The 23,506-nt window shown below is 65.3% G+C and carries 26 protein-coding genes; 14 read left to right on the forward strand and 12 right to left on the reverse strand.

Translation table 11 applies throughout. From position 1 onward, the window contains the following. The first annotated feature begins 151 nt into the window (after nucleotides 1-151). On the forward strand, nucleotides 152-421 hold the full coding sequence (locus QMX79_RS07440; protein ID WP_282245887.1) for a DUF333 domain-containing protein: 270 nt from the start codon (nucleotides 152-154) through the stop codon (nucleotides 419-421). 30 nt (nucleotides 422-451) lie between these two features. Here QMX79_RS07440 and QMX79_RS07445 read toward each other — a convergent pair whose 3' ends face one another. From QMX79_RS07445 to QMX79_RS07460, 4 genes are all read right to left on the reverse strand, one after another. Further along, nucleotides 452-1,396: a hypothetical protein gene (locus QMX79_RS07445; RefSeq protein WP_282245889.1), complete on the reverse strand. Its 945-nt coding sequence runs from the start codon at nucleotides 1,394-1,396 to the stop codon at nucleotides 452-454. Nucleotides 1,397-1,619: 223 nt separating this feature from the next. After that, a complete protein-coding gene (locus QMX79_RS07450) occupies nucleotides 1,620-2,486 on the reverse strand; it encodes an alpha/beta hydrolase (RefSeq protein ID WP_282245891.1) in 867 nt (288 codons plus the stop codon). 50 nt (nucleotides 2,487-2,536) lie between these two features. Further along, complete coding sequence (locus tag QMX79_RS07455; protein ID WP_282245893.1) at nucleotides 2,537-3,319, reverse strand: SDR family oxidoreductase; 783 nt, start codon at nucleotides 3,317-3,319, stop codon at nucleotides 2,537-2,539. Next, on the reverse strand, nucleotides 3,316-3,645 hold the full coding sequence (locus tag QMX79_RS07460) for a nuclear transport factor 2 family protein (protein WP_282245895.1): 330 nt from the start codon (nucleotides 3,643-3,645) through the stop codon (nucleotides 3,316-3,318). The genes QMX79_RS07455 and QMX79_RS07460 overlap by 4 nt, the downstream gene beginning before the upstream one ends. Nucleotides 3,646-3,741: 96 nt before the next feature. Here QMX79_RS07460 and QMX79_RS07465 point away from each other — a divergent pair, with 96 nt between their 5' ends. Together QMX79_RS07465 and QMX79_RS07470 are read left to right on the forward strand one after the other, a co-directional pair. Beyond that, entirely contained in the window at nucleotides 3,742-4,683 is a 942-nt protein-coding gene (locus tag QMX79_RS07465; protein ID WP_282245897.1) for a LysR family transcriptional regulator, read from the forward strand. After that, nucleotides 4,680-5,618, forward strand: a complete 939-nt coding sequence (locus tag QMX79_RS07470) for a hypothetical protein (protein WP_282245898.1) — start codon at nucleotides 4,680-4,682, stop codon at nucleotides 5,616-5,618. The genes QMX79_RS07465 and QMX79_RS07470 overlap by 4 nt, the downstream gene beginning before the upstream one ends. A gap of 26 nt (nucleotides 5,619-5,644) precedes the next feature. On the opposite strand, the gene QMX79_RS07475 is transcribed toward QMX79_RS07470, so the two are convergent. Further along, nucleotides 5,645-6,598, reverse strand: coding sequence for an alpha/beta hydrolase (locus QMX79_RS07475; protein ID WP_282245899.1), 954 nt, complete (start codon nucleotides 6,596-6,598; stop codon nucleotides 5,645-5,647). Nucleotides 6,599-6,648: 50 nt separating this feature from the next. Further along, entirely contained in the window at nucleotides 6,649-7,569 is a 921-nt protein-coding gene (locus QMX79_RS07480) for an MBL fold metallo-hydrolase (RefSeq protein ID WP_282245900.1), read from the reverse strand. A gap of 173 nt (nucleotides 7,570-7,742) precedes the next feature. Between QMX79_RS07480 and QMX79_RS07485 the strand changes: the two genes are divergently transcribed. The 4 genes from QMX79_RS07485 to QMX79_RS07500 all read left to right on the forward strand — a co-directional run bounded on the left by QMX79_RS07485 (nucleotide 7,743) and on the right by QMX79_RS07500 (nucleotide 9,809). Then, nucleotides 7,743-8,513 (forward strand): oxygenase MpaB family protein, encoded by a 771-nt coding sequence (locus tag QMX79_RS07485; RefSeq protein ID WP_282245901.1) that lies wholly within the window; start codon nucleotides 7,743-7,745, stop codon nucleotides 8,511-8,513. A gap of 447 nt (nucleotides 8,514-8,960) precedes the next feature. Next, nucleotides 8,961-9,263 carry a BrnT family toxin gene (locus QMX79_RS07490; protein ID WP_282245902.1) on the forward strand — a complete coding sequence of 101 codons (303 nt, stop codon included), beginning with the start codon at nucleotides 8,961-8,963 and terminating at the stop codon, nucleotides 9,261-9,263. Then, nucleotides 9,232-9,510 (forward strand): BrnA antitoxin family protein, encoded by a 279-nt coding sequence (locus QMX79_RS07495; RefSeq protein ID WP_282245904.1) that lies wholly within the window; start codon nucleotides 9,232-9,234, stop codon nucleotides 9,508-9,510. The genes QMX79_RS07490 and QMX79_RS07495 overlap by 32 nt, the downstream gene beginning before the upstream one ends. 20 nt (nucleotides 9,511-9,530) lie before the next feature. Further along, a complete protein-coding gene (locus QMX79_RS07500; RefSeq protein WP_282245906.1) occupies nucleotides 9,531-9,809 on the forward strand; it encodes a hypothetical protein in 279 nt (92 codons plus the stop codon). Nucleotides 9,810-9,861: 52 nt separating this feature from the next. Here the strand turns inward: QMX79_RS07500 and QMX79_RS07505 are convergent, their stop codons facing one another. Both QMX79_RS07505 and QMX79_RS07510 read right to left on the reverse strand, forming a co-directional pair. Next, entirely contained in the window at nucleotides 9,862-12,420 is a 2,559-nt protein-coding gene (locus QMX79_RS07505) for a TonB-dependent receptor (protein WP_282245908.1), read from the reverse strand. A gap of 345 nt (nucleotides 12,421-12,765) precedes the next feature. Further along, the gene (locus QMX79_RS07510; RefSeq protein ID WP_282245910.1) at nucleotides 12,766-12,960 is read right to left on the reverse strand and encodes a hypothetical protein; all 195 of its coding nucleotides are present in this window, start codon (nucleotides 12,958-12,960) and stop codon (nucleotides 12,766-12,768) included. A 195-nt stretch (nucleotides 12,961-13,155) separates the two neighbouring features. Here QMX79_RS07510 and QMX79_RS07515 point away from each other — a divergent pair, with 195 nt between their 5' ends. Further along, a complete protein-coding gene (locus QMX79_RS07515; RefSeq protein ID WP_282245912.1) occupies nucleotides 13,156-13,722 on the forward strand; it encodes a hypothetical protein in 567 nt (188 codons plus the stop codon). Here the strand turns inward: QMX79_RS07515 and QMX79_RS07520 are convergent. Genes QMX79_RS07520 through QMX79_RS07535 form a run of 4 tightly spaced genes read right to left on the reverse strand, consistent with a single transcriptional unit; the run spans nucleotide 13,719 to nucleotide 19,062 of the window. Further along, nucleotides 13,719-16,112 carry a hybrid sensor histidine kinase/response regulator gene (locus QMX79_RS07520; RefSeq protein ID WP_282245914.1) on the reverse strand — a complete coding sequence of 798 codons (2,394 nt, stop codon included), beginning with the start codon at nucleotides 16,110-16,112 and terminating at the stop codon, nucleotides 13,719-13,721. The two genes, QMX79_RS07515 and QMX79_RS07520, sit on opposite strands and share 4 nt — an antisense overlap. Next, entirely contained in the window at nucleotides 16,105-16,578 is a 474-nt protein-coding gene (locus QMX79_RS07525; protein WP_282245918.1) for a response regulator, read from the reverse strand. Before QMX79_RS07525 ends, QMX79_RS07520 begins: the two co-directional genes overlap by 8 nt. Beyond that, the gene (locus QMX79_RS07530) at nucleotides 16,575-18,848 is read right to left on the reverse strand and encodes an ATP-binding protein (protein WP_336618856.1); all 2,274 of its coding nucleotides are present in this window, start codon (nucleotides 18,846-18,848) and stop codon (nucleotides 16,575-16,577) included. Before QMX79_RS07530 ends, QMX79_RS07525 begins: the two co-directional genes overlap by 4 nt. Before the next feature lie 49 nt (nucleotides 18,849-18,897). After that, nucleotides 18,898-19,062: a hypothetical protein gene (locus QMX79_RS07535; RefSeq protein WP_176472594.1), complete on the reverse strand. Its 165-nt coding sequence runs from the start codon at nucleotides 19,060-19,062 to the stop codon at nucleotides 18,898-18,900. A gap of 135 nt (nucleotides 19,063-19,197) precedes the next feature. Here QMX79_RS07535 and QMX79_RS07540 point away from each other — a divergent pair, with 135 nt between their 5' ends. The 6 genes from QMX79_RS07540 (at nucleotide 19,198) to QMX79_RS07565 (ending at nucleotide 23,506) form a co-directional block, all read left to right on the forward strand. Further along, nucleotides 19,198-20,160, forward strand: coding sequence for an acyl-CoA dehydrogenase family protein (locus tag QMX79_RS07540; RefSeq protein ID WP_282245927.1), 963 nt, complete (start codon nucleotides 19,198-19,200; stop codon nucleotides 20,158-20,160). Further along, complete coding sequence (locus QMX79_RS07545) at nucleotides 20,148-20,906, forward strand: PIG-L family deacetylase (protein WP_282245928.1); 759 nt, start codon at nucleotides 20,148-20,150, stop codon at nucleotides 20,904-20,906. Before QMX79_RS07540 ends, QMX79_RS07545 begins: the two co-directional genes overlap by 13 nt. Further along, on the forward strand, nucleotides 20,903-21,490 hold the full coding sequence (locus tag QMX79_RS07550) for a class I SAM-dependent methyltransferase (RefSeq protein ID WP_282245929.1): 588 nt from the start codon (nucleotides 20,903-20,905) through the stop codon (nucleotides 21,488-21,490). Before QMX79_RS07545 ends, QMX79_RS07550 begins: the two co-directional genes overlap by 4 nt. Further along, nucleotides 21,487-22,188 carry a glycosyltransferase family 2 protein gene (locus QMX79_RS07555; protein WP_282245931.1) on the forward strand — a complete coding sequence of 234 codons (702 nt, stop codon included), beginning with the start codon at nucleotides 21,487-21,489 and terminating at the stop codon, nucleotides 22,186-22,188. Before QMX79_RS07550 ends, QMX79_RS07555 begins: the two co-directional genes overlap by 4 nt. Further along, complete coding sequence (locus QMX79_RS07560) at nucleotides 22,188-22,478, forward strand: PQ-loop repeat-containing protein (protein ID WP_282245962.1); 291 nt, start codon at nucleotides 22,188-22,190, stop codon at nucleotides 22,476-22,478. Before QMX79_RS07555 ends, QMX79_RS07560 begins: the two co-directional genes overlap by 1 nt. 170 nt (nucleotides 22,479-22,648) lie before the next feature. Beyond that, nucleotides 22,649-23,506, forward strand: a complete 858-nt coding sequence (locus QMX79_RS07565) for an STAS domain-containing protein (protein ID WP_282245933.1) — start codon at nucleotides 22,649-22,651, stop codon at nucleotides 23,504-23,506.

Here is a 23,506-nt window from a genome sequence, read left to right on the forward strand (position 1 = left end):
TTTCTCAGACCCCCCCGGCCGGGCGGGGGGGGGGCGCCGGCCCCCCGCCCCCCCCCCCCCCCCCCCCCGCTACCGGTATTGCTGCTACAGGACGTTCACAAGTCCGGTTCCACACTGCCCTGGTCCAATAGGGCAGTTCCGGAGAAGGCTCATGCTTCGCATCAACGTTGCCGTGTTCGTTGCCGCCATCGCGGTAGCCGGAGCGGCGGGGTGTTCCCAGCAGAATCAGGAGGCACGCGAGAATGGCGTTCCTGTTGGCATGGCAAACCCGGCGTCCGAGTACTGCGTGAAGCGCGGTGGCAAGGTCATGATCGAGAAGGACCGCGATGGCAACGAGCGGGGTATCTGCCACTTGCCGAACGGCGACCGGATCGATGAGTGGGAGCTGTTCCGGCGGGATGGTCCCAAGAAGCCGAGCTAGACCCGATGCGGCCGGACCAACGGTCCGGCCCTACCGGGGGGTGTTGGCGGGTGGGGGCGACCGGCGCATGCCTGGGAAGGCGATCTGCCTGGCTGCACGCAGATGGTCGACCACCTTTACCACCTCGTAGTCAGTCTTTGCACCCGATTGGGTTTGCCATTGGGTGACTCGAACCTCGCAGATCAGGACATCTCCCTTGCTGAAGGAGATCGTGTTGGCGTTCACGCCCAGCAGGAACTCAGCGTCGGAGATTCTGGCGTTGATCGTGGCGTTGCCATCCGAGAGCCGCCACTTGTTTTCGTCTTTGAAGGCGAGCGACACGATCGAGAGCGCCATTTTCCTGGTGTCATCGAGAAGCGGTATGTCTTGATCAGCGGGTGTGGAAAAGAAGTGGCGTTCATCCCCTCTGATGATCAATGCGAAGGAGGATTGATCGCCTGCAGCAAACGTGTCGATACCTTCGCGATCCAACGGGGCAAGCACCCTGTCGAACGCCTGGCGAACGGAGACGTCGCTCAGTAGCACCAGTACCTCGGATTCGACGTCCAGCGTGTCCGACTCCGAGAAGAGCGTGACGTTTCCATCCTCTTTCATCTGAACATGCGTCACGCTGCGGCCTCGAAGCCACGCGAGGACCTGGGCAAGGCCTTTGTACCCGGCCCTGGCGGTAAGGCCCAGCGCGGTAAGCACCGCTGTCGCATTCGCGATGGCACCCATGCCATCGCCGGAGAAGATGTCCTTTGCGGCCTTCAGGAAGTTGAGCGCTGTCGTGAAGTCGACATTGAAGCTGCCGGTTTTGAACGAACCTTTTACGTTGATCTGCGCCTTGGCGCGATCTCCATGAAGTGCGCGCACGCTTGATTCGAGAAGGTCGGCCATGGCCATGAGCGCAGGTGCCAGTTCCTTGGCATCCATCTCATGCGTGGCCAGCGCGGGGCCGTCGTAGGTAATCCGGAACTGCGTCATATCGCCCATGGCAGGTGTGTGTGTCCTCTCATCCGTTGAGTGCCTATCGAAGGCATGAGGCCACCAAGGCCGGTCTGCCTGTGGCGTGGACGGAGGAACGTATCACCGTTGATGCAGGCGGTTCTGTGACCGCTACCGGTTACCTGCAGATTGCAGAGAAGTGCATCGGCGTCGAACGCCGGACCAACGGTCCGGCGCTACCGGTGCCTCACAACCGATGGTCGTGACCGGCTTACTTGTTCTTCTTCCCGGCTTCCTTGGCTGCACGATCAATCGTATCGGCCACCACCTTCGGCTGGGTCATGAAGACCGCATGGCTCGCCGGCACCTTGGTGATGCGCGCCTTGATGCGCTCGGCCATGTGGATCAGCATCGCCTGATCAAACGCTTTGTCTTCAGTGGCGATCACCGCCCAGCTCGGCTTGGTGCGCCAGGCTGCGTGTGTCAGGGTGGTGCCAAACGCTGACATGTTGATCGGCACCTGCGAATCGCGCAGGAACGCCGCGTCCGCATCCGTGGTGTCATGCGCAAACCCAGCCTTGAACGTGTCGGGCTTGATGAAGCCAAAACCGTCGCTTCCAGTCTCGATCACGAACTCAGGCGTGGGCGCAAAGCCGGTATAGAGCTGCGCCGTGGTCTCGCCCGCATCCGGCGCCAGCGCCGACACGTAGACCAGTCCGGCCACCTTGTCGTGTACACCCGCCTCGGTGATCACCGTGCCGCCCCACGAATGCCCCACCAGAATGGCCGGCCCATCCTGACGATCCAGCACGCGTTGGGTGGCCTTCACATCGTCAGCGAGCGAGGTCAGCGGGTTCTGCACGATCGACACGTGGTAGCCACGCGCGGTGAGGTCGTCATACACCCCACGCCAGCCGCTGCCATCGGCGAAGGCGCCATGCACCAGCACGACGTTGTGCACCGGTTGGCCGCGCAAGGCATCGCTGGCCTGGGCGGGGGAGAGAGCGGCCGCCAGGGCAACCGCGAACACTGCAGGGATGAGCTTGAACATGGACGACTCCTCGGGACGGTGGGGTTGCGGTGGCGGCGTTGGCCGGCAGATGTACTTTGCCGGCCATAGCCGAACGATCGGTCGCATAAAGTCCTGATAACTTGATCAGGCGTCCAAATCGACCGGGTCTGCGTACCTCACACCGTTGGCACCGTCCCGCCGTCGATGGTGTACTCCGTGCCCGAAACCGATGCCGCGCGTGGCGAGACCAGGAACGCGATGAGGTCGGCCACTTCACCCGGCTGCGCCGGTCGCCCGAGCGGGATGCCGCCCAGACCGTCCATGACCCGCTTCCTGCCGCCTTCGTAATCGGTCTGTGCTTCGGCCGCGATACGTTCGACGAAGGCGACGGAGGCTTCGGTTTCAATCCAGCCCGGCGCGACCCGCACCACCCGCACGCCCTTCGGCGTGACTTCCTTGGAGAGCGCTTTGCTGTAGGTGGACAAGGCGGCCTTGGCGGCGGCATAGGCGGTGGTCGCCTCGGGCAGCGGCAGGCTGCGCTGGATCGAGGTGACATGAAGGATCACGCCGGATCCCTGCGCGATCATCATCGGCAGCAGAGCGCGATCCAGCCGCACGGCAGGCATCAGGTTGAGGTCGAGCGCTCGGGCCCACTCCGCATCGTCCAGCGCAGCGAACCCGCCGGCAGGTGCCGATGAGCCGCCCACCACGTTGATCAGCACGTCGATGCCGCCGAGGTGATGCAGGGTTGCCTCGCCGGCCCGGCGGGCGCCTTCGGCGCTGGCAAGATCTGCTTCCATGTAGTGCACACCTTTGATGGGGGCGTGCGGCGAGGTGCGCGCTGTTGCCACCACACGTGCACCCAACCCCGCCAGCAGCTCGACCACCGCCGCGCCCAGCCCGCGCGTGCCGCCGGTCACCAGCACGCGCTTCCCGGTCAGTTCCAGATCGAAGTTCATGCCCCGATCTCCAGCCGGGCGATCTTCCCGCGCTCCAGGGTGAAGGCGTAGCGCAGGTCCAAGGGGCTACCGGGGAAGTCGCCCGACACGGTGCTGGTGACCTGGTAGCTGCGGCCAAGGTGTTCCAGCGTATGCGGCGTGGCGGTGTAGCTGTAGCGGGTGGAGGCATCGGTCTTCCACGCCTCGATGGCAGCAGGCCCGGCATGGCTATGGCCCTCGTCCAGGACCACCCCGTCGCGGGTAAAGCAGCGGGCCACGGCCGCCGCGCCCTGGCTGTCGGCTTGGAAGTAGGCGGCTATCGGCTCGGGCAGGTTCAGATCTTTCATGGCAATGCTCCAGTGGGTGTGGAGCAAGGTTGAGCTTTCCTCATAGCGAAGAGAATCGCCTATGATCGAATCAGGCCATGAAGAAAACGGTGCATAATGCGCGGCTCTGAATTTGCGGAACTCAAGGCCTTCGTGGCCGTGGTGGAGCGGTCCAGCTTCGCCCGCGCGGCCGATCACCTGGGGCTGTCGCCGTCCGCGCTCAGCCAGGTCATCCGCCAGCTCGAAGCGCGCTTGGGCGTTCGGCTGTTGAACCGCACCACCCGCAGCGTGTCGCCCACCGAACCCGGGCGCCGCCTGCATGAGCGCATTGCCCCCATGCTGCGCGACATGGACGACGCCGTTGCGCAGGCGGTAGGCGCCAATGCGCGTGCGGCGGGCACGTTGCGGATCAACACGCTGAGCATGGCGGCGAAGAAGGTCATCGCGCCACGCCTGGGTCGTTTCGCGCAGGCGCATCCCGAGGTAGTGCTCGACATCGTGATCGACGACGGCCTGAGCGACATCGCCGGTGAGGGATTCGACGCCGGCATCCGCGTGGGCGGCCGCCTGCAGAAGGACATGGTGGCCGTGCGGCTCACCCCGGACATCGAACTGCTGGCGGTGGCATCGCCCGACTATCTTGCAAGGTTCGGTGAACCCGGAACCCCAACGGACCTGAGCCAGCACGCCTGCATCAACTGGCGCTTCCCGGGCAGCGGAAAGCTGGCCGGCTGGGAGTTCCGGAAGAAGGGGAAGGCCGTCGAGTACTTCGGCGAGGGGACGGTGATCTCCAACCACCAGGACATCATCGTGCCCGCCGCGCTGCAGGGGCTCGGCATCCTGTATGCCTACAACGACGACGGCATCGCAGAAGCCCTGCAGGATGGGCGGCTGAAGCGCGTACTCGCCGACTGGTCGCCGACCGTGCCCGGCCTGTTCCTTTACTACTCCAGCAGGCGCTATCTTCTTCCCGCGCTTCGTGCCTTCATTGACTGCCTGCTGGATCGCGATCTGCGCAGTGACGATCCAACCCCTACAGCCAGCACCGGAGTGCCATGAGCACCAGACGCGCTTTTCCCTCACGCTCGGTCGCGCTGCTTGCGGTTGCCTCGCTCCTTCTCACCGGATGTGGAAGAACCAGCCGGGAGCAGGTGTTTTCATCGGGGCCGCTGAAGGTGGTGGCGGTGACCGAAAGTACGTTGGACATCAACATCAGCGCGTATCGGCGCCACACTACCTACGTTCTCTACCTTGACGGCGAAAAGCTCTCCGACACCGGCTTTGCCACCCTGTTGCGCGACCCGGATGCCGCCAACGAAACAATCGTGCATACCGAGGCCATTGCCCTCGACCCGAACTCCGTCTTGCTGGCGTCCATGACCCGGGACGGACGGCAGTGCTGGTCAACACGGCTTGCCGTCAAGGGCGCGGTGGCCGCGTTGGAGACGATCAGCAAGGGCAGCATTGACTGCGGAACACGAACAGCGCCCCCCGGGTGGCGGGCGCTGTTCGACGAATCCAGCAATCTGCTGCTGATCCGCGAACAGCCCTTCCAGGTTCATCCACTGGCGGGGTACTGGTATCCGCTGTGGATCGAGGGGGATGTCGTTGCGCTGTATCAGGAGCAGAAGGACCGTGAGCGCCTGATCGTGAAGCTCGCCGGGATCTCCTCTGGGCAGACGCTTGCCGAGCAGGCGTTGCCCATGGCGAAGTTTGCCGAACCCGAGCTGCTCAATGCATCGGCGCAAGCGCGGCAGCATTGGTTGTTCGACAACTTTTCCGTTTCTTTGGCCCCGCAGGCATCGATAACCCTTCGGCCCGACAACCAGCTCAAGACGATAACGCCGGAGCTGTGGGCGGAGTACCAGGAAATCGATCGCCACAACCGCGCGGAGGATGCAAAGGCACGCGCAGCTGGCGAGGCCTGGCACAAGGCACAGCGCGAGGAGCTGATGAGGGACGAGGCGGCGAGGGAGCGCCGCCCCGGTGACTGACACCGGACCAACGGTCCGGCGCGGAGTCACTTCTGCTGCAGGAACGCCAGCAGATCCTGGTTGACCCGGTCCTTGTGCGTCTCGGTCAGCCCATGCGGCGCGCCCGGGTACACGATCAGCTTGGCGCCTTTGATCTGCTTGGCCGACATGCGGCCGCCGACATCGATCGGCACCACCTGGTCGTCATCGCCATGGATGATCAGCGTCGGGACGTTGAACCGCTTCAGGTCCTCGCGGAAATCGGTGGCCGAAAACGCGGCGACCGAGTCATACGTGTTCTTGATGCCGCCCAGCATGCCCTGCGCACGCCAGGAGTCGATCAGCGCTTGGTTGGGCTTGGCGCCGGGACGGTTGTAGCCATAGAACGGACCGCTTGCCACGTCGCTGAACAGCTGCGCGCGGTTCTCAAGCTGGCCCTTGCGCAGGCCGTCAAAGACCTCGACCGGTACGCCGCCGGGATTGTCGGCGGTCTTGAGCATGAAGGGCGGCACCGCGCTGATCAACACGGCTTTCTTGACCCGGCCGGTGCCATGGCGGCCGATGTAACGCGCCACTTCACCGCCACCGGTCGAGAAGCCGACCACCGTGATGTCCTTCAGATCCAGTGTGTTGATCACCGTTGCCAGGTCGTCGGCATAGTGGTCCATGTCGTTGCCGTCCCACGGCTGGCTGGAACGGCCATGACCGCGACGGTCATGGGCCACCACGCGGTAGCCGTGGTTGGCCAGGAACATCATCTGCGCGTCCCAGCTGTCCGAATCCAGTGGCCAGCCGTGGCTGAAGGTCACCACCGGGCCATCCTTCGGGCCCCAGTCCTTGTAGTACAGCTGCACGCCATCGGCGGTGGTGATGGTGCTGGGGGTGTGGGCAATGGCGGTGGGGGCGCTGGTGCGCGGCGGCTCGGCGGCCTGCGCGGTAGCGCTGGCTTGGACGCCAAGTGCCAACGCTGTGGCGGCCAAGGTACGGGTGATCGTGTTCATGCTGTGGTCTCCAGCAGGGGGAAGGGGGAGGGTAAAAACAGTCAACGAACTCAGAAGTCCCAGAACACCGGCACCCAGCGGAACACGTCGCCGTCCGCGGAGACGCGGCCGACCGACGGGAACGGCAAGTGGGTGGCCACCAGCATCTCGCCGGTACCGGCCAGTTCCTTGAGCAGAGTGATACGCACCTGCGCGGCGCCTTCCGGATCGTGTTCGAACCCGTTGTGCCAGTTCGGTTGCTCGAAACCGACCGCGAAGATGGCGTCACCGGCAAAGGTCAGGGCTTCGCCGTTCGAGCTCAGGCGCACCACGCTGTGGCCGGGCGTGTGGCCGCCGGTGCGGTGCGCGATGACGCCGGGTGCAATCTCGTGCACATCTTCAAAGGTGCGCACGTAGCTGCCGTACTCGGCGAGGAAGTGGGTTGCGGTGGCGCGCAGCGCATCCGGGAAGCCCGGCGGCATGTTGGTGCGGATGAAGTCGGGCGCCTTCCAGAAGTCCACTTCGGCCGCAGCCACGTGGATGCGCAGCTCGGGGTGCAGCTGCTCCTTTACGCCGTCCACCAGCAGGCCACCGATGTGGTCCATGTGCAGGTGGGTGATCACCACGTCGGTGATCTCGCGAAGGTCGATGCCGGCAGCGCCCAGGCGACGGATCAGCTGGCCAGCGCGCGGCAGGTTCAGGTCAGGGTCCATGCCCAGGCCGGCGTCGATCAGGATGTTCCGGTCCCCACTACGCACCACCATCACGTTCAAGGCCCAGTCCAGCGCATCCGGTGGCAGATACATCTCTTTGAACCACGGCGCGCGCTCGGCGGCGGAGACGTTGTGGCCGAGCATCTGGGTGGGCAACGGCAGCACGCCATCGCTGACCACCAGCACGTCGATATCGCCCACCTTGAGCGCGTAACGTGAGGGGACCAGTTCGTCGAGGGCAGGCGGGGGCGGGGCTACGGTGTTTTCCAGGGTGAACATGAGGAAATCTCCTTGGCGGGATCCACGGCAGGGGCGCCGTGCAGGATCAGCCTAGGGAAGCAGGCGCGTGTCCAGTAGATCCGCGCAAGGGCTCACACTGTTGACGATCAGGCAGCAATGCCGGCGAGATACCGGTGACGGCGAGGCCACACGCGCGTGTCTAGACTGGGCCCATGCCCAATCCCACACCTGTCCGCCTGGCCGATATCAACATCGAGTCCTACATCTTCTTCGGTGCAGGCGCGGCGGTCGCGTGGCAGCTTGCCGACCCCGGCGTAGGACGCGGTGTGGCCCGCCACAGCCAGACATTGAGCCGGCCGTTCTCAAGGCTACGGGCGACCATGAGCTACATCTACGCGGTGTCGCTGGGTACGGATGAGGACCGGGCCACCATCGCCCGCCATGTCAATCGCGCGCATGTGCCCGTGCAGGGCGAGGGCTACAGTGCATTCGACCGCGACCTGCAGTTGTGGGTTGCGGCAACGCTCTACCGCGGCGGCCTGGAGATGTACGAACTGTTCGTTGGCCCGGTACCGGAAAGCAGTCGTGAACCGTTGTACCGCCAGGCGTGGACGTTTGGGCGCACCCTGCAGGTGGCGGACGAGCAGTGGCCGCCCACGGCCGATGCCTTCGATGCCTGGTGGGAGAGCCGCCAATCAGCCCTGCGCGTGGACGAGGAAGTGCGCAGCTACCTGCATGCCGTGCTTGGCAACGGTGCGCCGTGGTACCTGCGCCCAGCGCTGCCGCTGCAGGCGTTCGTGACGCGGGCGATGTTGCCGCCGCATCTGAGGCAGATGTTCGCATTGCCATGGACGCCGGCAGACGAGAAGCGCTGGCAGCGCTTTCGTCGCTGGGCACCGCGTCTGTATTGGCTGCAGCCGCGCTGGGTGCGGCATCTGCCGGCGCACTACTTCCTGCGAAAGCTCAGGCAGCTTGGGAAGTGAGCGAATCCTGAAAGCCGCTTGCCTCCTGTGGCGTTTCAATGTGCCCTCGCCGTGTGTGGCGAGAAACCCCGAATGCAGTCGTTGGCAACGGGTTATGGCTGTATGAAGCAGAGAGGATGCGTTGCGGACGCGGGTTCGATTCCCGCCAGCTCCACCACTTGTGCATCCGTCGTGGTGCCCAGCTGAAGGGGCTGCACTGGTTTCGACGTGGCGAGCAGTCAATGTGGACAGCCCGAGAGGCGACCGACGTAATCGGCGCAAAAACTGTAATCGCCAATGCTGATTACTACGATCAGAGCGAACAGGACACCCTGCTCGCAGCCTGATTCACGCAAGCGCACGTGATCACCAAACGCGCAGCCACCCCGCCGGCAACGGCGGGGTGGCACTTTGCGTTCCGAGGGCGGGAGGTACGGCTCAGCATGGACTTGCGCGGGAACATTTATTGTGCATACAATAAATAAATTCGAACTGACCTATGACGCCGCCAAAAGCGCTCGCAATGTAGTTGAGCGCGGTCTCTCTTTTGAGCTTGCGCGCGCGTTCGATTTTCAAACGGCGTTGTTTACCGTGGACGAGCGAAAGGACTACGGAGAGGTGCGTCACCGTGGCTTGGGATGGGTTGGCAAGCGTCTACACGTTCTGGTGTTCACCGAAACGTTGCACGGTATTCGGGTGATCAGTTTCCGCAAGGCCAACGAGCGGGAGGCGAGACAGTATGAAAAGGCAGATGGGTGCCGAGGCCCCTGACCTGGAAAACCCGGAATGGTCTGCAGCCGATAGCAGTCGCGCGGTAAAGTTTGATGCTCTGCCGGAGACGCTGCAGCGCAAGTTGCGTGGTCGTCCCAAAGCAGTACAGACCAAAGAGCGAATCACCATTCGCCTTTCGCCGGACGTATTGGAGGCGTTCCGAGAGACGGGCGCTGGCTGGCAGACCAGGATGGATTCTGTCCTGAGAGAGTGGGTGCTGGCCCACAAGAGAAAAGGCCGCGCATAGGCACACGGAGGGTTCACTACATGGATGAAGTGATCAGGAAATATTGGAGATGGGGTGCGCTGCAGATCGTGCTCGCCGTAGCAGTGTCTGCGCTTGTCTTCTGGCTGCAACGCCGTCAATGGATGGCGGCGCCACCCGAACCTGGCACCGAGATCTACGCCCATGACTGGAGCTTCCAGTGGATGGTCTTCGCGGTGCTCTGGGCACCATCGGTGTTGCTGGCGACCTATGTGTTGCTGGGCATTGAGCTGCTGGCGCTCAGGCTATGGCGGCCCAAGGCCTTCGAGCAGGGCGGGTGAACGGCACGCGGTGGCTCCTTGACGGCCGCCACCGCATGCCAGCTTCCCTGTCTCAGAACTTCCAACCCACCCGCGCGTAATAGAACCCGCCGTTGAAGCCATACGGCGAATGCACCGGGTACTCCGCGCCGGCCACGCCGGACCACGGGTTCTTGGCCGGGGTGCGGTCGAACAGGTTCTGCGCGCCCAGGCTGAAGTACAGGCCCGAATCGAACTTCCAGCCCACTTCGGCATCCACGATCAATGCGCTGCCGCCGTAGATCGGCAGGCCGCCATCGGCCGCCGAGATCACGCCGCTGTCCAGGTGGTCTTCATACCAGGAGCTGTAGTAGTTGAAGCGCAGGTTGGCGTTGAAGATCTGCCGCTGGTGGTGGACGCTGAAGTAGCCCTTGGTCTTGGGCAGTGATTTCTCCAGCTTGTACACGCGCGCTTCGTCGATGAAGTCCGGGTTGAAGCGGTCCACCTCGGTCTTGTTCCAGTTGGCGGCCAGCGAGTAGGTGGTGGTGCCACCGAAGTGATCGCTCTTGTAGCTGGTCACCAGGTCCACGCCGGTGGTGGTGGTGTCGAACGCGTTGCCGAAGTAGGTCACCTGCGAGATCGAGGCCGCTTCCGGGTTGCCGCCGGCCACCAGTGCCGCGCGTTCTTCCGGGGTCACCGCGAAACTGGTACTCAGCGCGATGCGGTCTTCCACCTTGATCTGGTAGCCATCCAGGGTGAGCAGCCAGTCGCCTTCGGTCCATACCGCACCCAGGGAAAGATTCTTCGATTCTTCCGGCGTCAGTGGCTTTGCGCCCTTGAGCTGTGCGATGGGATTGGTCGGCGGCAGGGTGGCGATGTCTTCCAGTGCGGTACCGCCGAACACGGTGCTGATCTGGCTGATGTTGGCCTGGCCCGGCGTGGGCGCGCGGAAGCCGGTGTTGTACGCGCCGCGCAGCGCGAAGTGCTCGTTGAAGTCGAAGCGTGCGGTGACCTTGCCGTTGGTGGTGCTGCCGAACGAATCGTAGTCTTCAAAGCGCACGGCGCCGGCCAGCAGCAGGCGTTCGGTGACCTGTGCTTCCAGGTCCGCATAGGCGGCCCAGTTGCGGCGGTCAAAGGTACCGGCGGTACGCGTGCTGAAGCCGTTGAAGCCGTTGGAACCCAGAGCGAAGCCTTGCTCGGTGAGCGGGCCGATGGCAGTGGACGGGCCATCGCCGGGGCTGATCTTGAAGCTTTCTTCGCGCCACTCGGCACCAGCCGCCAAGCGGAGCGGCTGGGTGGTGAAGCTGGCGGCGATGTCACGCGTCACATCGACATTGAAGCTCTTCTCGGTCTGCGTGTTGCCACCCGGACGGAAGTACAGGCCATCAGGCTGGTCCGGACCCAGCGAGGCGTTGACGGTGTTGTAGATGATGAACTCGATATCGTTGCGGCCCCAGGAGCCGCTCACGTCCCAGTACCACTCGCCCAGGTTGCCCTTGGCGCCGGCGAAGATCGAGCTGTCTTCCAGCTTGCCGCCAAAGCGCGGGGTGAAGCCGCCGGGCAGGCTGGACAGGAAGGTGTAGCAGTTGGCCGGCAGTGCGGCCACGGCAGCGCCCACGCCGCTGTAGGGCAGCAGGTTGCCGGCGCCATCGCGCAGCGCGATGGTGGGGCAGGCGCCCACGCCGGTGAGGTTGCCTACCAGCAGTGTCTCGCCACCGTCGTTGGAGTACACACCCGAGCGTGCGGTGGGGTCGCGGAAGTAGAAGCCGCCGTCCACGTCGCGCTTGGCGTAGTTGCCGAACAGGTAGAAGTCCACGGCGTCGGTGGTGAGGCCCAGGTTGGCGACCAGCTTCAGGTCGTCGTCGACCTTGGGCGAGCCCCACACCTGCGCCGGATCGCCCACGCCCGGGTAGCCGGCGGCGATGGCCGCAGCTGCGTCGTCGCGCTGAACGCTGCGCGAGGTGTCCTCGGCCTTGCGCCATTCGGCGGTGAGGGTGGCAAAGCCGCGCTCGGTCAGCGGCAGGCCGATCTGCGCGGAATACTGCGTGGTCAGCCCGTCGCCTTTGTAGTACTGGCCGGTGAACACTTCGGCGGTGCCGCCTTCGCGCAGCTTCTTCAGGCCGAAGTTGATGACGCCGGCAATGGCATCCGAACCGTACTGGGCGGCGGCGCCGTCGCGCAGCACGTCCACCTGTTCCAGCGCCAGCGAGGGAAACACGGAAAGGTCGGGGCCCTGTGCGCCATCGGACAGGCCATGGCCCAGGAAGGTAATGACCGCCGCGCGGTGGAAGCGCTTGCCGTTGACCAGCAGCAGGGTGTTGTCCGGTGGCAGGCCACGCAGGTTCGCCGGGCGGATCAGGCTGGCCGCGTCATCGATGGGAATGGTGCTGACATTGAACGAGGGGACCAGCACTTTGAGCTGGTCGAGCGCGTCGGTGGCGCCCTGGTTGCGGAATTCTTCGCCGCTGATGATGTCGATCGGCACGGCCGACGAGGAAACGGTGCGGGGCTTGGTGCGGCTGCCGAGTACTGAAACCGTATCGAGGGTCGCGGTTTCCGGGTTGGTCGAAGCATTGTCGCTGTTCTGTGCCACCGCGACGGAACTGGTGACCAGCAGTGCGGCGGCCAGTGCCGCCTTTACTGAAGATGCCAATGGCGAAATTGCTTTCGGAGCGTGAACACACTTGCCAATGCGGTCGTTCATGCATGCACCTTGCAGTCTGGTTGTGGTTGGGTCGTTCTCGTTACGTGCTCATCCGGTTGGTTCTCCTTGCGTGCCAGAGGGCTGGTGCGCTGCACAAATACTTAACAGAACGTAAACAGTACTGCAACGTATCTTTCGTTTTGACCTCATTCGTTCAAGGAGCGTGAGGTAAGCGCCGCTCGCATTCGCCTCTTGTAGGAGAGACAAAACGGGGAAAAAGTGTGATTCCTATCGCAGGTGAAATGAGATCCCTTCCGCGATTCTGGAGGGATCTGGCGTTTCAGCACCCTGGAATCAGGGCGCTTCCAGCGACGCCTGCAGGGCGGCCGCGAGGGCCGCATCGCCGCTGACCAGGTCTTCCCAGCGCAGATCCAGGCCCTTCCGGTGGCCTTTACGCACCAGCTTCAGACCCCCGGGGTCGAGGGTCAGGGTGTAGGACTCATCGCCGATCTGGACTTCGCGGCGCAGGGGTTTATCGAGGGGCGTCATGCTGGCAGACCACGAGAGCGTTCCTTGTCGGAACGCTAATGGAGCCAGGCGTAAAGACCGGTGCAGAACGGCCGAGGCCGACGTGCGGTAGGTGGGTGGATGACGGTTTTAGCTCTTGTCTTGGCGACGCTCGTCTCTGTAGCCCATTCCCCTCCGGTCGTGCCGGGAGGGTGTGTTGAACCCGCATCCGGGAACGTGGGCAAACCGGGTTGTTTCCTGGCCGCCGAGATCGAGCTTGCCAGACCACCACCCCAGCTGTACTGGCACATTTTCGAGTTCCCGGGTCGCGCCGAGGCAGAGCAGGCGGCGAGCGCGCATCGATGGAGCCGCGTGATCGAGGCGCACGGCCGCGTCTGGCTGCTCGCCGTATCCGACGCCAACCAGGCGCCTGGCACGCCCCGCCTGAAAGCCCAGGCCGGACCGTTAGCGATGGCGTCACGCGGGCCGGTGCGAATCCGCCTGTTGGAATCGTGGTTTCCGCCGGGAATGAAAACCCGGGTGCATGCGCATCCGGGCCCCGAAATCTTCTACGTAGTGGAAGGCGAACAGTGCGTTGAAACGCCCACGGCGCGTGCGCGGATCACGGCCGGTGAGACATTCGTGGTGGCTGACGGCGCCCACCTGCAGGCAGCGCCCGGCGGGCGGCGCAGCCTGGTGCTGCTGGTGGTGCCGGCCGGAAAGCCCTGGATGCAGCTTCGGGATGACTGGAAGCCGGATGGCTACTGCGACACGCCCGGACCCACGGTGGGACAGCGCCGCTAATCGTCCTGCAGCGATCCGCGGATCGAGCGCGCCAGGTCGCTGCGCGTGAACGGCTTGCCCAGGATGGCGATGTTGCGACCCACCGCGCCGCTGGCATCGATGTCGCGCGGGTAGCCGGAGGTGAACAGCACCCGCAGCGCCGGCTTGTGCGCCAGTGCGCGCTTGGCCAGTTCCCAACCGGACATGCCGGGCATCACGATGTCCGAGAACAACAGGTCGACGTCGACGTCGGTGCGTTCGAGCAGGCGCATGGCCGAGGCCCCGTCGTGCGCTTCCAGAACGCGGTAACCCAGCTGCCGCAGGGTGTCCACGGTATACGCGCGCACGTCGTCGTTGTCCTCCGCCACCAGCACCGTGGCTTCCTCCTGCATCTCGTAACCGCCCAGGCCGCGATGCTCGGTCTGGCCGGCCTGTGGCAGCTCGGCTGCCGAACGCGGGAACAGCAGGGTGATGGAAGTACCCGCACCGGGCGCGGAATCCACCAGCACATGGCCGCCGGACTGTTTGACGAAGCCGTACACCATCGACAGGCCCAGCCCGGTGCCGCGCCCCACTTCCTTGGTGGTGAAGAACGGTTCGAACACGCGGGTCAGCGTTTCGGCGGACATGCCGTGGCCGGTGTCCTTGACCCGCAGCATCGCGTAGTGGCCCGGAGGAACATCGGGATTCTGCGCGGTGAAGTCATCGTCCAGATGGGCGTTGTCCACCTCGATCACCAGGCGCCCGCCCTCCGGCATGGCATCGCGGGCGTTGACCGCCAGGTTGAGTACGGAGGCTTCCAGCTGGCTGGGGTCCACTTCCACGCACCAGATGTCCGGGTGGTGCACGATTTCCAGCTGCACCAGCTCGCCCAGCGAACGGTGCAGCATGTCTTCCATTTCACGCACCTGTGCGTTGAGGTCCACCGGCATGTTGCGCAGGGGCTGCCGGCGCGAGAACGCGAGCAGCCGCTGGGTGACGTTGGCCGCGCGCATCACTCCCTTCAACGCATTGTCCAGCGCGCGCGTGGAGCCGTCCGCCACGTCGCCAAGACGCTCGGTGAGCAGCTTGGCGTACTCCACGTTGCCGGCGATCACGGTCAGGATGTTGTTGAAGTCATGCGCGATGCCGCCGGTGAGCTGGCCCACCGCTTCAATCTTCTGGCTCTGCCGCAGTGCCTCTTCGGCCTGGCGGCGCGCGGTGGTTTCCACCGCTTCGGAGACCACGGCGGTGATGGTGCCCTGGTGGTCCAGCAGCGGGCGGAACGAAAACTCGAACGTACGCTTGCCAGTGGGCAGCAGCAGGTCCAGCTCATGCCGCGAGGCATTGCCGGCGGCTGCCTCGAGCACGGCCTGGCAGACGATGGCCGGCACGCCCTCGGTATCGGCGAACCAGGCCGACTCGCAGTACAACGCACCGCGAACGTCCTCCTTGGTGGCCAGGATCGCGGCCAGCGAGGCGGAGTTGGTATCGATGATGTGCCCATCCAGGGTCAGCAGGTTCTGGTGCTGGAAGCTGGATTCGAACAGCGCCTGCAGGCGACTTTCACTGCGGTGCAGGGCAGAGGTGCGTTCGCTGACCTGGCGCTCCAGCGATTCATTGCTGGCCGTCAGCAGCGCCTGGACCTGCTTGAGCTCACTGATGTCGCGGGCCATGGCGTAGTAGCCCAGCACCCCGCCGTCGGCGTCCAGCTCGGGAACGAAGTCCACCTGCGCATGGCGCGGGGGACCGACGCGGCGATGGGCAAGGGTTTCAAAACTGACCCGCTCGCCCCGCAGCACCTTGTCCAGGTGTTCCTGCAGGCCGGCGAACCCTTCGTCGCCGACCATCTCGCGGGCGTGCCTGCCAACCATCGCTTCAGGGTCCAGGCCATGCCATTCCATATAGGCCTGGTTGGCGAAGCGGTAATGATGGTCGCGGTCGAGGTAGGCGATCAGCGCCGGCAACGAATCGGTGATCAGGCGCAGGCGCTGGTGGCTTTCACGCAGCGCGTTCTCGACCTGCAGCAACCGGCGCCGCTCCTGGGCTTCATTGATCGCGCGCAGGATCGCATCGGGCAGGCGTTGCAGCCGCGACTTGACCACGTAATCACGGGCGCCGCGCTTCAGCGCCTCGACAGCCAGCTCTTCGCTGAGCGTGCCGGAGACGAAGATGAAGGGCACCTCTGGCGCCAGGGCGCCGGCCAACTCCAGCGCCAGGTCACCGCTGAAGCCGGGCAGCACATGGTCGGCCAGGATCACATCGAAGTCATGTGCCGCCAGCGCATCACGCATGCCCTGGTCGGACCAGGTGCGCTCAAAGGTGAACGGCAGGCCGGCGCGGCGCAGCTGCAGCGTGATCAACTCCGCATCCAGCGCGCTGTCCTCCACCATCAGGATGCGGATCGGTGTCGCGGGCAGATCTTCAGCCATCTTTGCGGCTCTTGGCACCGAACAGCGTGCCGTGCGGCGGCGGCTGGTTGGTGATGCCCCAGAACATGCCCAGGCCCTGGATCGCTTCGAGGAACTCCTTGAAGTCCACCGGTTTGACCACGAAGGCGTTCACGCCCAGCTCGTAGCTGCGGATCAGGTCCTGCTCTTCGCGCGAAGAGGTCAGCATCACCACCGGGGTACTGCTGAGCGCCGCGTCGGTGCGGATCTCCTTCAGCACTTCCAAGCCGTTGATCTTGGGCAGCTTCAGGTCAAGCAGGACCACCACCGGGCCGCCGTGCATGGCGCCCTCGTAGCGGCCTTCGCTGCGCAGGTACTGCAGCGCTTCCACACCGTCCCGCACATGGGTGACTTCGTTCAGAAGCTGGCAGCGCGCGAGTGCAGCCAGCGTCAGCTCAGCGTCCTTCGGATTGTCCTCCACGAGCAGAATCGGCCGCAGATCTCTCATACTTTGTCTCCAGTAGCAAAGGGAATGGTGAAGAAGAATTTGGCGCCCACTCCCAACTGGCCTTCGGCCCACGTCCTGCCACCGTGGCGGGTGATGATGCGGTGCACGTTGGCCAGGCCGATGCCGGTGCCTTCGTACTCGTCGGAATGATGCAGGCGCTGGAACACGCCGAACAGCTTGTCCACGTAGCGCATGTCGAAACCGCAGCCATTGTCCTGGACGAAAAACACGTGCTCGGTGTCGGTGCGGTAGTGGCCCACTTCGATGGCAGGGTGGGCGGTGTCGCGGGTGAACTTGATCGCGTTGGACAGCAGGTTCTGCCAGACCAGCCGCAGCATGCCGGGGTCGGCCTGCACGCGCGGCAGGTTGGGCACCGTCCAGGCAATGGTGCGTCCTTCGTATTCCATGTCCAGTTTGTGTCGTACATCCTGTACCAGCGCCGTCATGTCCATCGAGATCTGACCCATCGTGGACCTGCCCATCTGCGAGAAGCTGAGCAGGTCGTCCACCAGTGTTCCGGCAGATTGTGCGGACTCGACAATGGTATCGAGGTATCTCTTTTCTGAATCGTTTAGTCTTTCGCCCGCTGCTGCCCACAGCAGTTCCGAGTAGCCCACGATGTGGCGGAACGGTGCGCGCAGGTCGTGGCTGACCGAATAGGAGAACGCTTCAAGTTCCTTGTTGCTGCGCAGCAGCTGCTCATTGAGCGCGGCCATCTCTTCGGCCTTGCGCAGCACGATGTCGACGATGGCGGTGCGTAGTTCCAGCGCCGCATCGCGGTCCACCTCGTTCCACGGCAGCGACTGCCTGCGCACCGTTTCCTTCCAGCCCTCGAACGAGGTGCGCGGCGACAGCGGCAGGCCGGTGTCCTCCTTGCGTGGATCGCCGCCCCAGCGCACGGTGCGCACCACCTCCGGCCGGAACCACAGCACGAAGCTGTCGTGGATCTGCGAAATGGAAATGGCGAGCACGCCGCTGGCCACGTCCGCGAACGCGTCGGCGGCGTCCCACTCCAGCGGCAGGCGGTCGGTGCAGATCAGGTCGCCATCGTGCTGTTGTGCGGTAAGCCACTGCACCAGTTGCATCACCTGCTCCTGGCGGGGGCACTCGCCATGCAGGATGCATTCGCCCCGGTGCACGATCGCCGCGCCAGCGGACTGTGTCAGCGCCAGCAGGTTCTGCTGGTCGCGGCCCAGTGCCGCCATGAAATCCTGGTCACCCGCCATGCGACCGAGCAGGCGCACCTGGATGGCACGGCGCGCGATGCGCTCTTCAACCACCGCCGCGCGTTCCTTCAACGAAATCTGCAGGGACAGGATCTGCCCGATGAACTCGCAGGCGGTGCGCACGTGGTACGGCACCCGCTTGGGCGCTTCGTTGTGGCAGGAAATGAGGCCCCACAGTTCGCCTTCGCGCAGCAGCGAAACCGACATCGAGGCGCCGGTGCCCATGTTGCGCATGTACTGCAGATGCACCGGCGAGACGCTGCGCAGCATGGCCGGGCTCAGGTCGGTCGGCGGCGCGGCGGCGGTGTCGGCCGTGCGGACCAGCGGCACCGATTGGTAGGCGCTGTCGGCGATCAGCCGTACCCGGTTCTGCCGGTACAGCTCACGGGCCTGGGCGGGGATGTCCGACTCGGGGAAGCGCAGGTCCAGGTAGCTCGGCAGCACGCCATTGCCGTCCTCGGCCACCACCGCGCCATTCCACTCTTTGTCGAACTGGTAGACCAAAGTGCGGTCGAAGCCTGTGAGCTGGCGGATCTGCACGGCCGCCAGCTCGCACAGTACGCGGGTGCTGGGTACGCGTTCGATCACACCCATGAAGGCACGGATGGCCGGGTACAGATCTTCCAGCGAACCCGGTTCGCCCGGCACGGGCTCTTCGAGCTCCACGATCAGATCGTCGCCCAGCCGGTGGGCCACGGTGTGATGTCCCCCATGGCCGCCAACCGGATGCGCGCCGAGGAACTGCGTCGCGCCGGGTGCGAGTGCTTCCAGTGCCGGGCGGCAACTCGCCAGGGCCCCGCCGAGCAGCGTATCGATGCTTTGACCCAACGGGTCGCCCAGCGTCTCGATCAGATCCGCGCGTGCCACGGCGCGTTCTTTGACGGTGAGCGTCCGGGGATCGAGGACGAGGATCAGGCCGTAGGGTTGGATGGCTCCTGGAGTACGTATCGGTTCTCTGGCACAGCTGTTGAGATCCAAGGCGTTTTGTTTCAGGTTCCAGGACGACATTCGTTCAATCCCCAAGGGATGCGTGCTAACGCCCATAGCTTCGCATATCCCAACCCTCGTTCCCGTGATGAGACAGGGCTTGCGGCTACGGCTTGGGTGGGCGTTCGTAATCGTCAGGGGTGGCCGTGTGCTCCTGCTCGGGCATGTCCTTGTCCTTCCACCGGGCATCGTCGTTGCGCAGCTTGTCCGGCGTGTGCGCCTTCTGCTGGTCGTCCTTGCCTTCCAGCGGGTTGGAAGATGACGCGTTCATATGCAGTGCTCCGATGAGCGGGGTTGAGCGGGCAAGCTTGAAGCCGTGCAGGTGAGCGCGGCGTCCGTGTCGGGTGCACGGCATCCACACGCCGGGCTCACCACCCAGCCACGGGGGGCGGGTTATCCCTTGGGCATGGACCAGATCTCCGAACATGCCGCACCGGCGCTTGAAGCGGCCGCGCGCGAGGTGCTTGCCCGCCAACCTTCATTGCCGCTGCCCGGCCGGGGCCACACGCTGGAGCGTTGGCGCGCGCTGGCCGCCATTGCCGGACGCGACCTGTGCGTGGCCAAGGTGATGGAGGCGCACTACGACGCGCAGGCCATCCTGGCCGACCTGCATGCTCCGTCGCTGGTAGAAGGCCGGCTGGCGGCGGTGTGGGCAGCCGAGGGCCCGCAGGCCACGTTGCGGTATGACGAAGATACCGGCACGGTCAGTGGCGCCAAACCCTGGTGCTCCGGCGCCGGGCTGGTGGATGTCGCGCTGGTCAGCGCGCGCTGTGGCGAGGGCTCGCGCCTGGTCTGCCTGCGCACCGATGCGCCCGGCATCCTGCTGCAGCCGCAGAGCTGGCATGCCACCGGTATGGGCGGCATTCCCAGCGGCAACGTGCAGTTCGACCGCGTGCATGCCGAGGCCGTGGGCCCCAAGGGTGCCTATCTGGCCCGGCCCGGTTTCTGGCATGGCGGTGCAGGCATTGCGGCGTGCTGGTATGGCGCAGCCGTGGCACTGGCCTCACCCCTGCAGCGCTCGCCTCGCGTGGAAGGCGACCCACAGGCAGCAGCGCTGCTGGGCCAGGTCGACATGGCCCTGCAGTCCTCGGCAGCACTGCTGCGCGAGCTGGCCGCGTGGATCGATGCGATGCCCGCGCAGCCCCATCAGTCCGATGTGATCCGGGTGCGCAGCGTGGTCGAGCGCAGCTGCGTGCAGGTGCTGGATGCCGTAGGCCGTGCACTCGGACCGGCGCCGATGTGCCTGGATCCGGAGCATGCGCGGCGCTGGGCCGATCTCACCGTGTTCATCCGGCAAAGCCATGCCGACCGCGACTGGGCTGAACTGGGCCGGGCCATCCAGCGCCAGGAGCAGCCGTGGACGCTGTAGCGGTTCGGATCGAAGGGCAGGGCACGCTGGAGTCGGCATGGGAGCGCTGTGCATGGTTGGACGCATTGCCATTGGTGGAAGCGGACACCGTGCTGCTCGGTGCGCGACGGCTCATCGTGGTCTCCCCCCATCCCGACGACGAGGTGCTCGGCTGTGGTGGTCTGATGCAGGCGGCTGCAGCACAGGGTTGCGGAGTGCACGTGGTGTCGGTCACTGACGGTGAAGCCTGCTACCCCGACCATCCGCGCTGGACACCGGCAGGCCTGCGTGACGCGCGGCGACGCGAGTTGGCAGTGGCCATGCAGGCCTTGGGCATGGACGCCACGCACGTGACCGCGCTGGGGCTGCCCGATGGCGCGGTGGCGCGCCACGAAGCCGACCTGGCCGCGCGCCTCGGCACCTGCATGTCAGCAGGTGACATCGTGCTGGCACCGTGGATCCACGACGCCCACCCTGACCATGAAGCGGTGGGGCGCGCGGCGCTTGCGGCGGCGGCCGACTGCGGCGCCAGGAGCCTGCAGTATCCGGTCTGGGCCTGGCACTGGTTGGACGCCGACGCGTCCGCCGGCCCGTGGACAACCGCACAGCGCATTGCCCTGTGCCCGGACGCGCAGGCCCGCAAGCAGCAAGCCATGGCGGCCTTCGCCACACAGACCGGGGAAGGGGAGGCGCTGGGCTGCGAGCCGATCCTGCCCGAACACGTGCTCGCACGGTTCCGGCGCTCCTTTGAGGTGTTGATTGGATGAATACCCGCGCCTACTTCGATCAGATCTACCAGCAGCCCGACCCCTTCCAGTACCGCAGCCGCTGGTACGAGGCGCGCAAGCGCGCGCTTACGCTGGCGTGCCTGCCCCGGCCGCGCTACCGCAGCGCCTGGGAGCTGGGATGTTCCAATGGTGTGCTCAGCGCAGAGCTGGCAACGCGTTGCGACGCGCTGCTGGCGACCGACCTCAGTGAGGCCGCACTGCAGGACGCGGCTGCCTCGACCCGGCACCTTTCCAACGTGCGGCTGGAACAGGCCCGCCATCCGGAACAATGGCCCGACGAGCGCTTCGACCTGATCGTGGTCAGCGAGGTCGGTTACTACCTGGCACCGCAGGATGTCGTGGCGATGGCGGCAAAGCTGCGGGGCAGCCTTGCTGATGACGGCCTGCTGCTGGCGTGCCACTGGGTGCATCCGTTCGATGAAGCACTGAGCTCGGCCCAGCAGGTGCACCGCGCGTTCGGTCGTGGCCTGGACGAGGCCTTCTGCTACCAGGACGCCGACCTGCTGATGCAGGCCTGGAGTCGCGAACCGACCAGCGTTGCCCGCTGGGAAGGCCTGCGATGATCGGCGTGATCGTGCCGGCACACAACGAAGCGCATGCCATCGGTCGCTGCCTGGCCTCCATTGCCGCGGCGGCCGCGCATCCCGGTCTGGGCCGCGAGCCGGTGCTGGTGGTGGTAGCGCTGGACGCGTGCAGCGACGCGACGGCGGCGGTATGCGCCGTCCATGGGGCAATCACCGTGGCCGTGGACGCCCGGTGCGTGGGCACCGCGCGCGCAGCGGCGGCCAGCCACGCGTTGGCGCATGGCGCGCGCTGGATCGCCAGTACCGACGCCGACACCGCCGTACCGCAGGACTGGCTGTGGCGGCAAAGCCTGTGCGGTGCCGATGCCTTCTGTGGCGTGGTCGAGGTGGATGACTGGCTCGATTACCCCGAGCGGGTGCGCAAGGCCTTCTCCGAGCGGGAGATCGTGCAGGATGGGCACCGGCACATCCATGGGGCCAACCTCGGCATGAGCGCAGCAGCCTATCTCGAGGCAGGGGGCTTCCCGGCCCTGCGCACGGGGGAAGATGTAGCACTTGTCGAAGCCCTGGCCGGCAATGGTGCCCGCATCGCCTGGCTGGCCCGCCCTGCCGTAGCGACCAGCGCGCGGCGAACCGCCCGTGCCCCGCACGGCTTCAGTGGTTTCCTGCGCGCACTGGAACGCGAGGTGATGGGCGCTGGGCCCTCGCTGCTGCCGGCCCACGGGGTGGCGGAATGATGGAGCAGCCCGCCGACCTGCTGGGCTGGGCCGCCACGGCCGTGCTGATCGCCACGCTGGTCCGGCAGATCTACAAGCAGCACCAGGCCGGGTCGGTGGAGGGCGTCTCCACCTGGCTGTTTGCCGGCCAGATCACCGCCTCGGTGTTGTTCATCGTGTACAGCGCGCTGCTGGGCTCCACGGTCTTCGTGGTCACCAACAGCCTGATCCTGGTCACGGCGGTGGTCGGCCAGCTGCTCGCCATGCGCAGGCGCAAAGCGCAGAACGCTCCCGCCACCGGCGGAAAATGAGGGCCTTCGGCCGCCCATTCTGAATCAGTCAGTGTTGTGCACGCGACCTTCACACGTCATCCGTTGTCGTAATGGTCCGTGTAGCTGAATTCATTTAAGCTCAGGAAAATTCCAAGCCCTGGCGCGTCGCGTGCCGGGGCTTTCACACCTTCCTACCTAGGAATCTCCCCATGGCGGCTTTGCAGCAGCGCACGATCGATCTTCTTCGTACCCACCAGGACAGCCTGGTGGCGCAGTGGGGCGACCAGTTGGCCGCCTCCGGCCAGGGCCAGGATGGCCGTTTGAGCACGCGTGAGCTGGATGCCCAGGTACGCGAATTCTGGCGCCTTTTCCAGGCGGCGGTGTCCACCACCGGCACCGGCGTGGCCGGCAGCGAATGGCAGGACACGCGGCAGTTCCTCGAACAGCTGTCGCGCGACCGCGTGCTCAAGGGCTTCAGTTCCTCGGAAACCGCCAGCTTCCTGTTCTCGCTAAAGCGCCCGCTGTTCGAGCTGGTCCAGCAGAACTTCGCTGACGACCCCAAGGCGGTCGGTGATCAGCTGTGGGCGATTTCCGAGCTGATCGACGGACTTGGCCTGCACAGCGTCAAGGTCTACCAGAAGACCCGCGAAGACGTGATCCAGCGCCAGCAGGAAGAAATGCTGGAACTGTCCACCCCGGTGGTGAAGCTGTGGGAAGGCGTGCTGGCCCTGCCGATGATCGGCACGCTCGATTCGCAGCGCACCCAGGTGGTGATGGAGTCGCTGCTGCAGCGGATCGTCGACACCGGTTCGGAGATCGCCATCATCGACATCACCGGCGTGCCCACCGTGGACACCCTGGTGGCCCAGCACCTGCTCAAGACCGTCACCGCCATCCGCCTGATGGGCGCCGACGCGATCATCAGTGGCGTGCGGCCGCAGATCGCGCAGACCATCGTGCACCTGGGCCTGGACCTGCAGGGCATCGTCACCAAGGCCAACCTGGCCGACGCATTGGCGCTGGCACTCAAGCGCACCGGCCAGACGGTGACCAAGGCAGCCCGCTGA

Source organism: Stenotrophomonas sp. PS02300 (assembly GCF_029959395.1).
Taxonomy (GTDB): domain Bacteria; phylum Pseudomonadota; class Gammaproteobacteria; order Xanthomonadales; family Xanthomonadaceae; genus Stenotrophomonas; species Stenotrophomonas maltophilia_AD.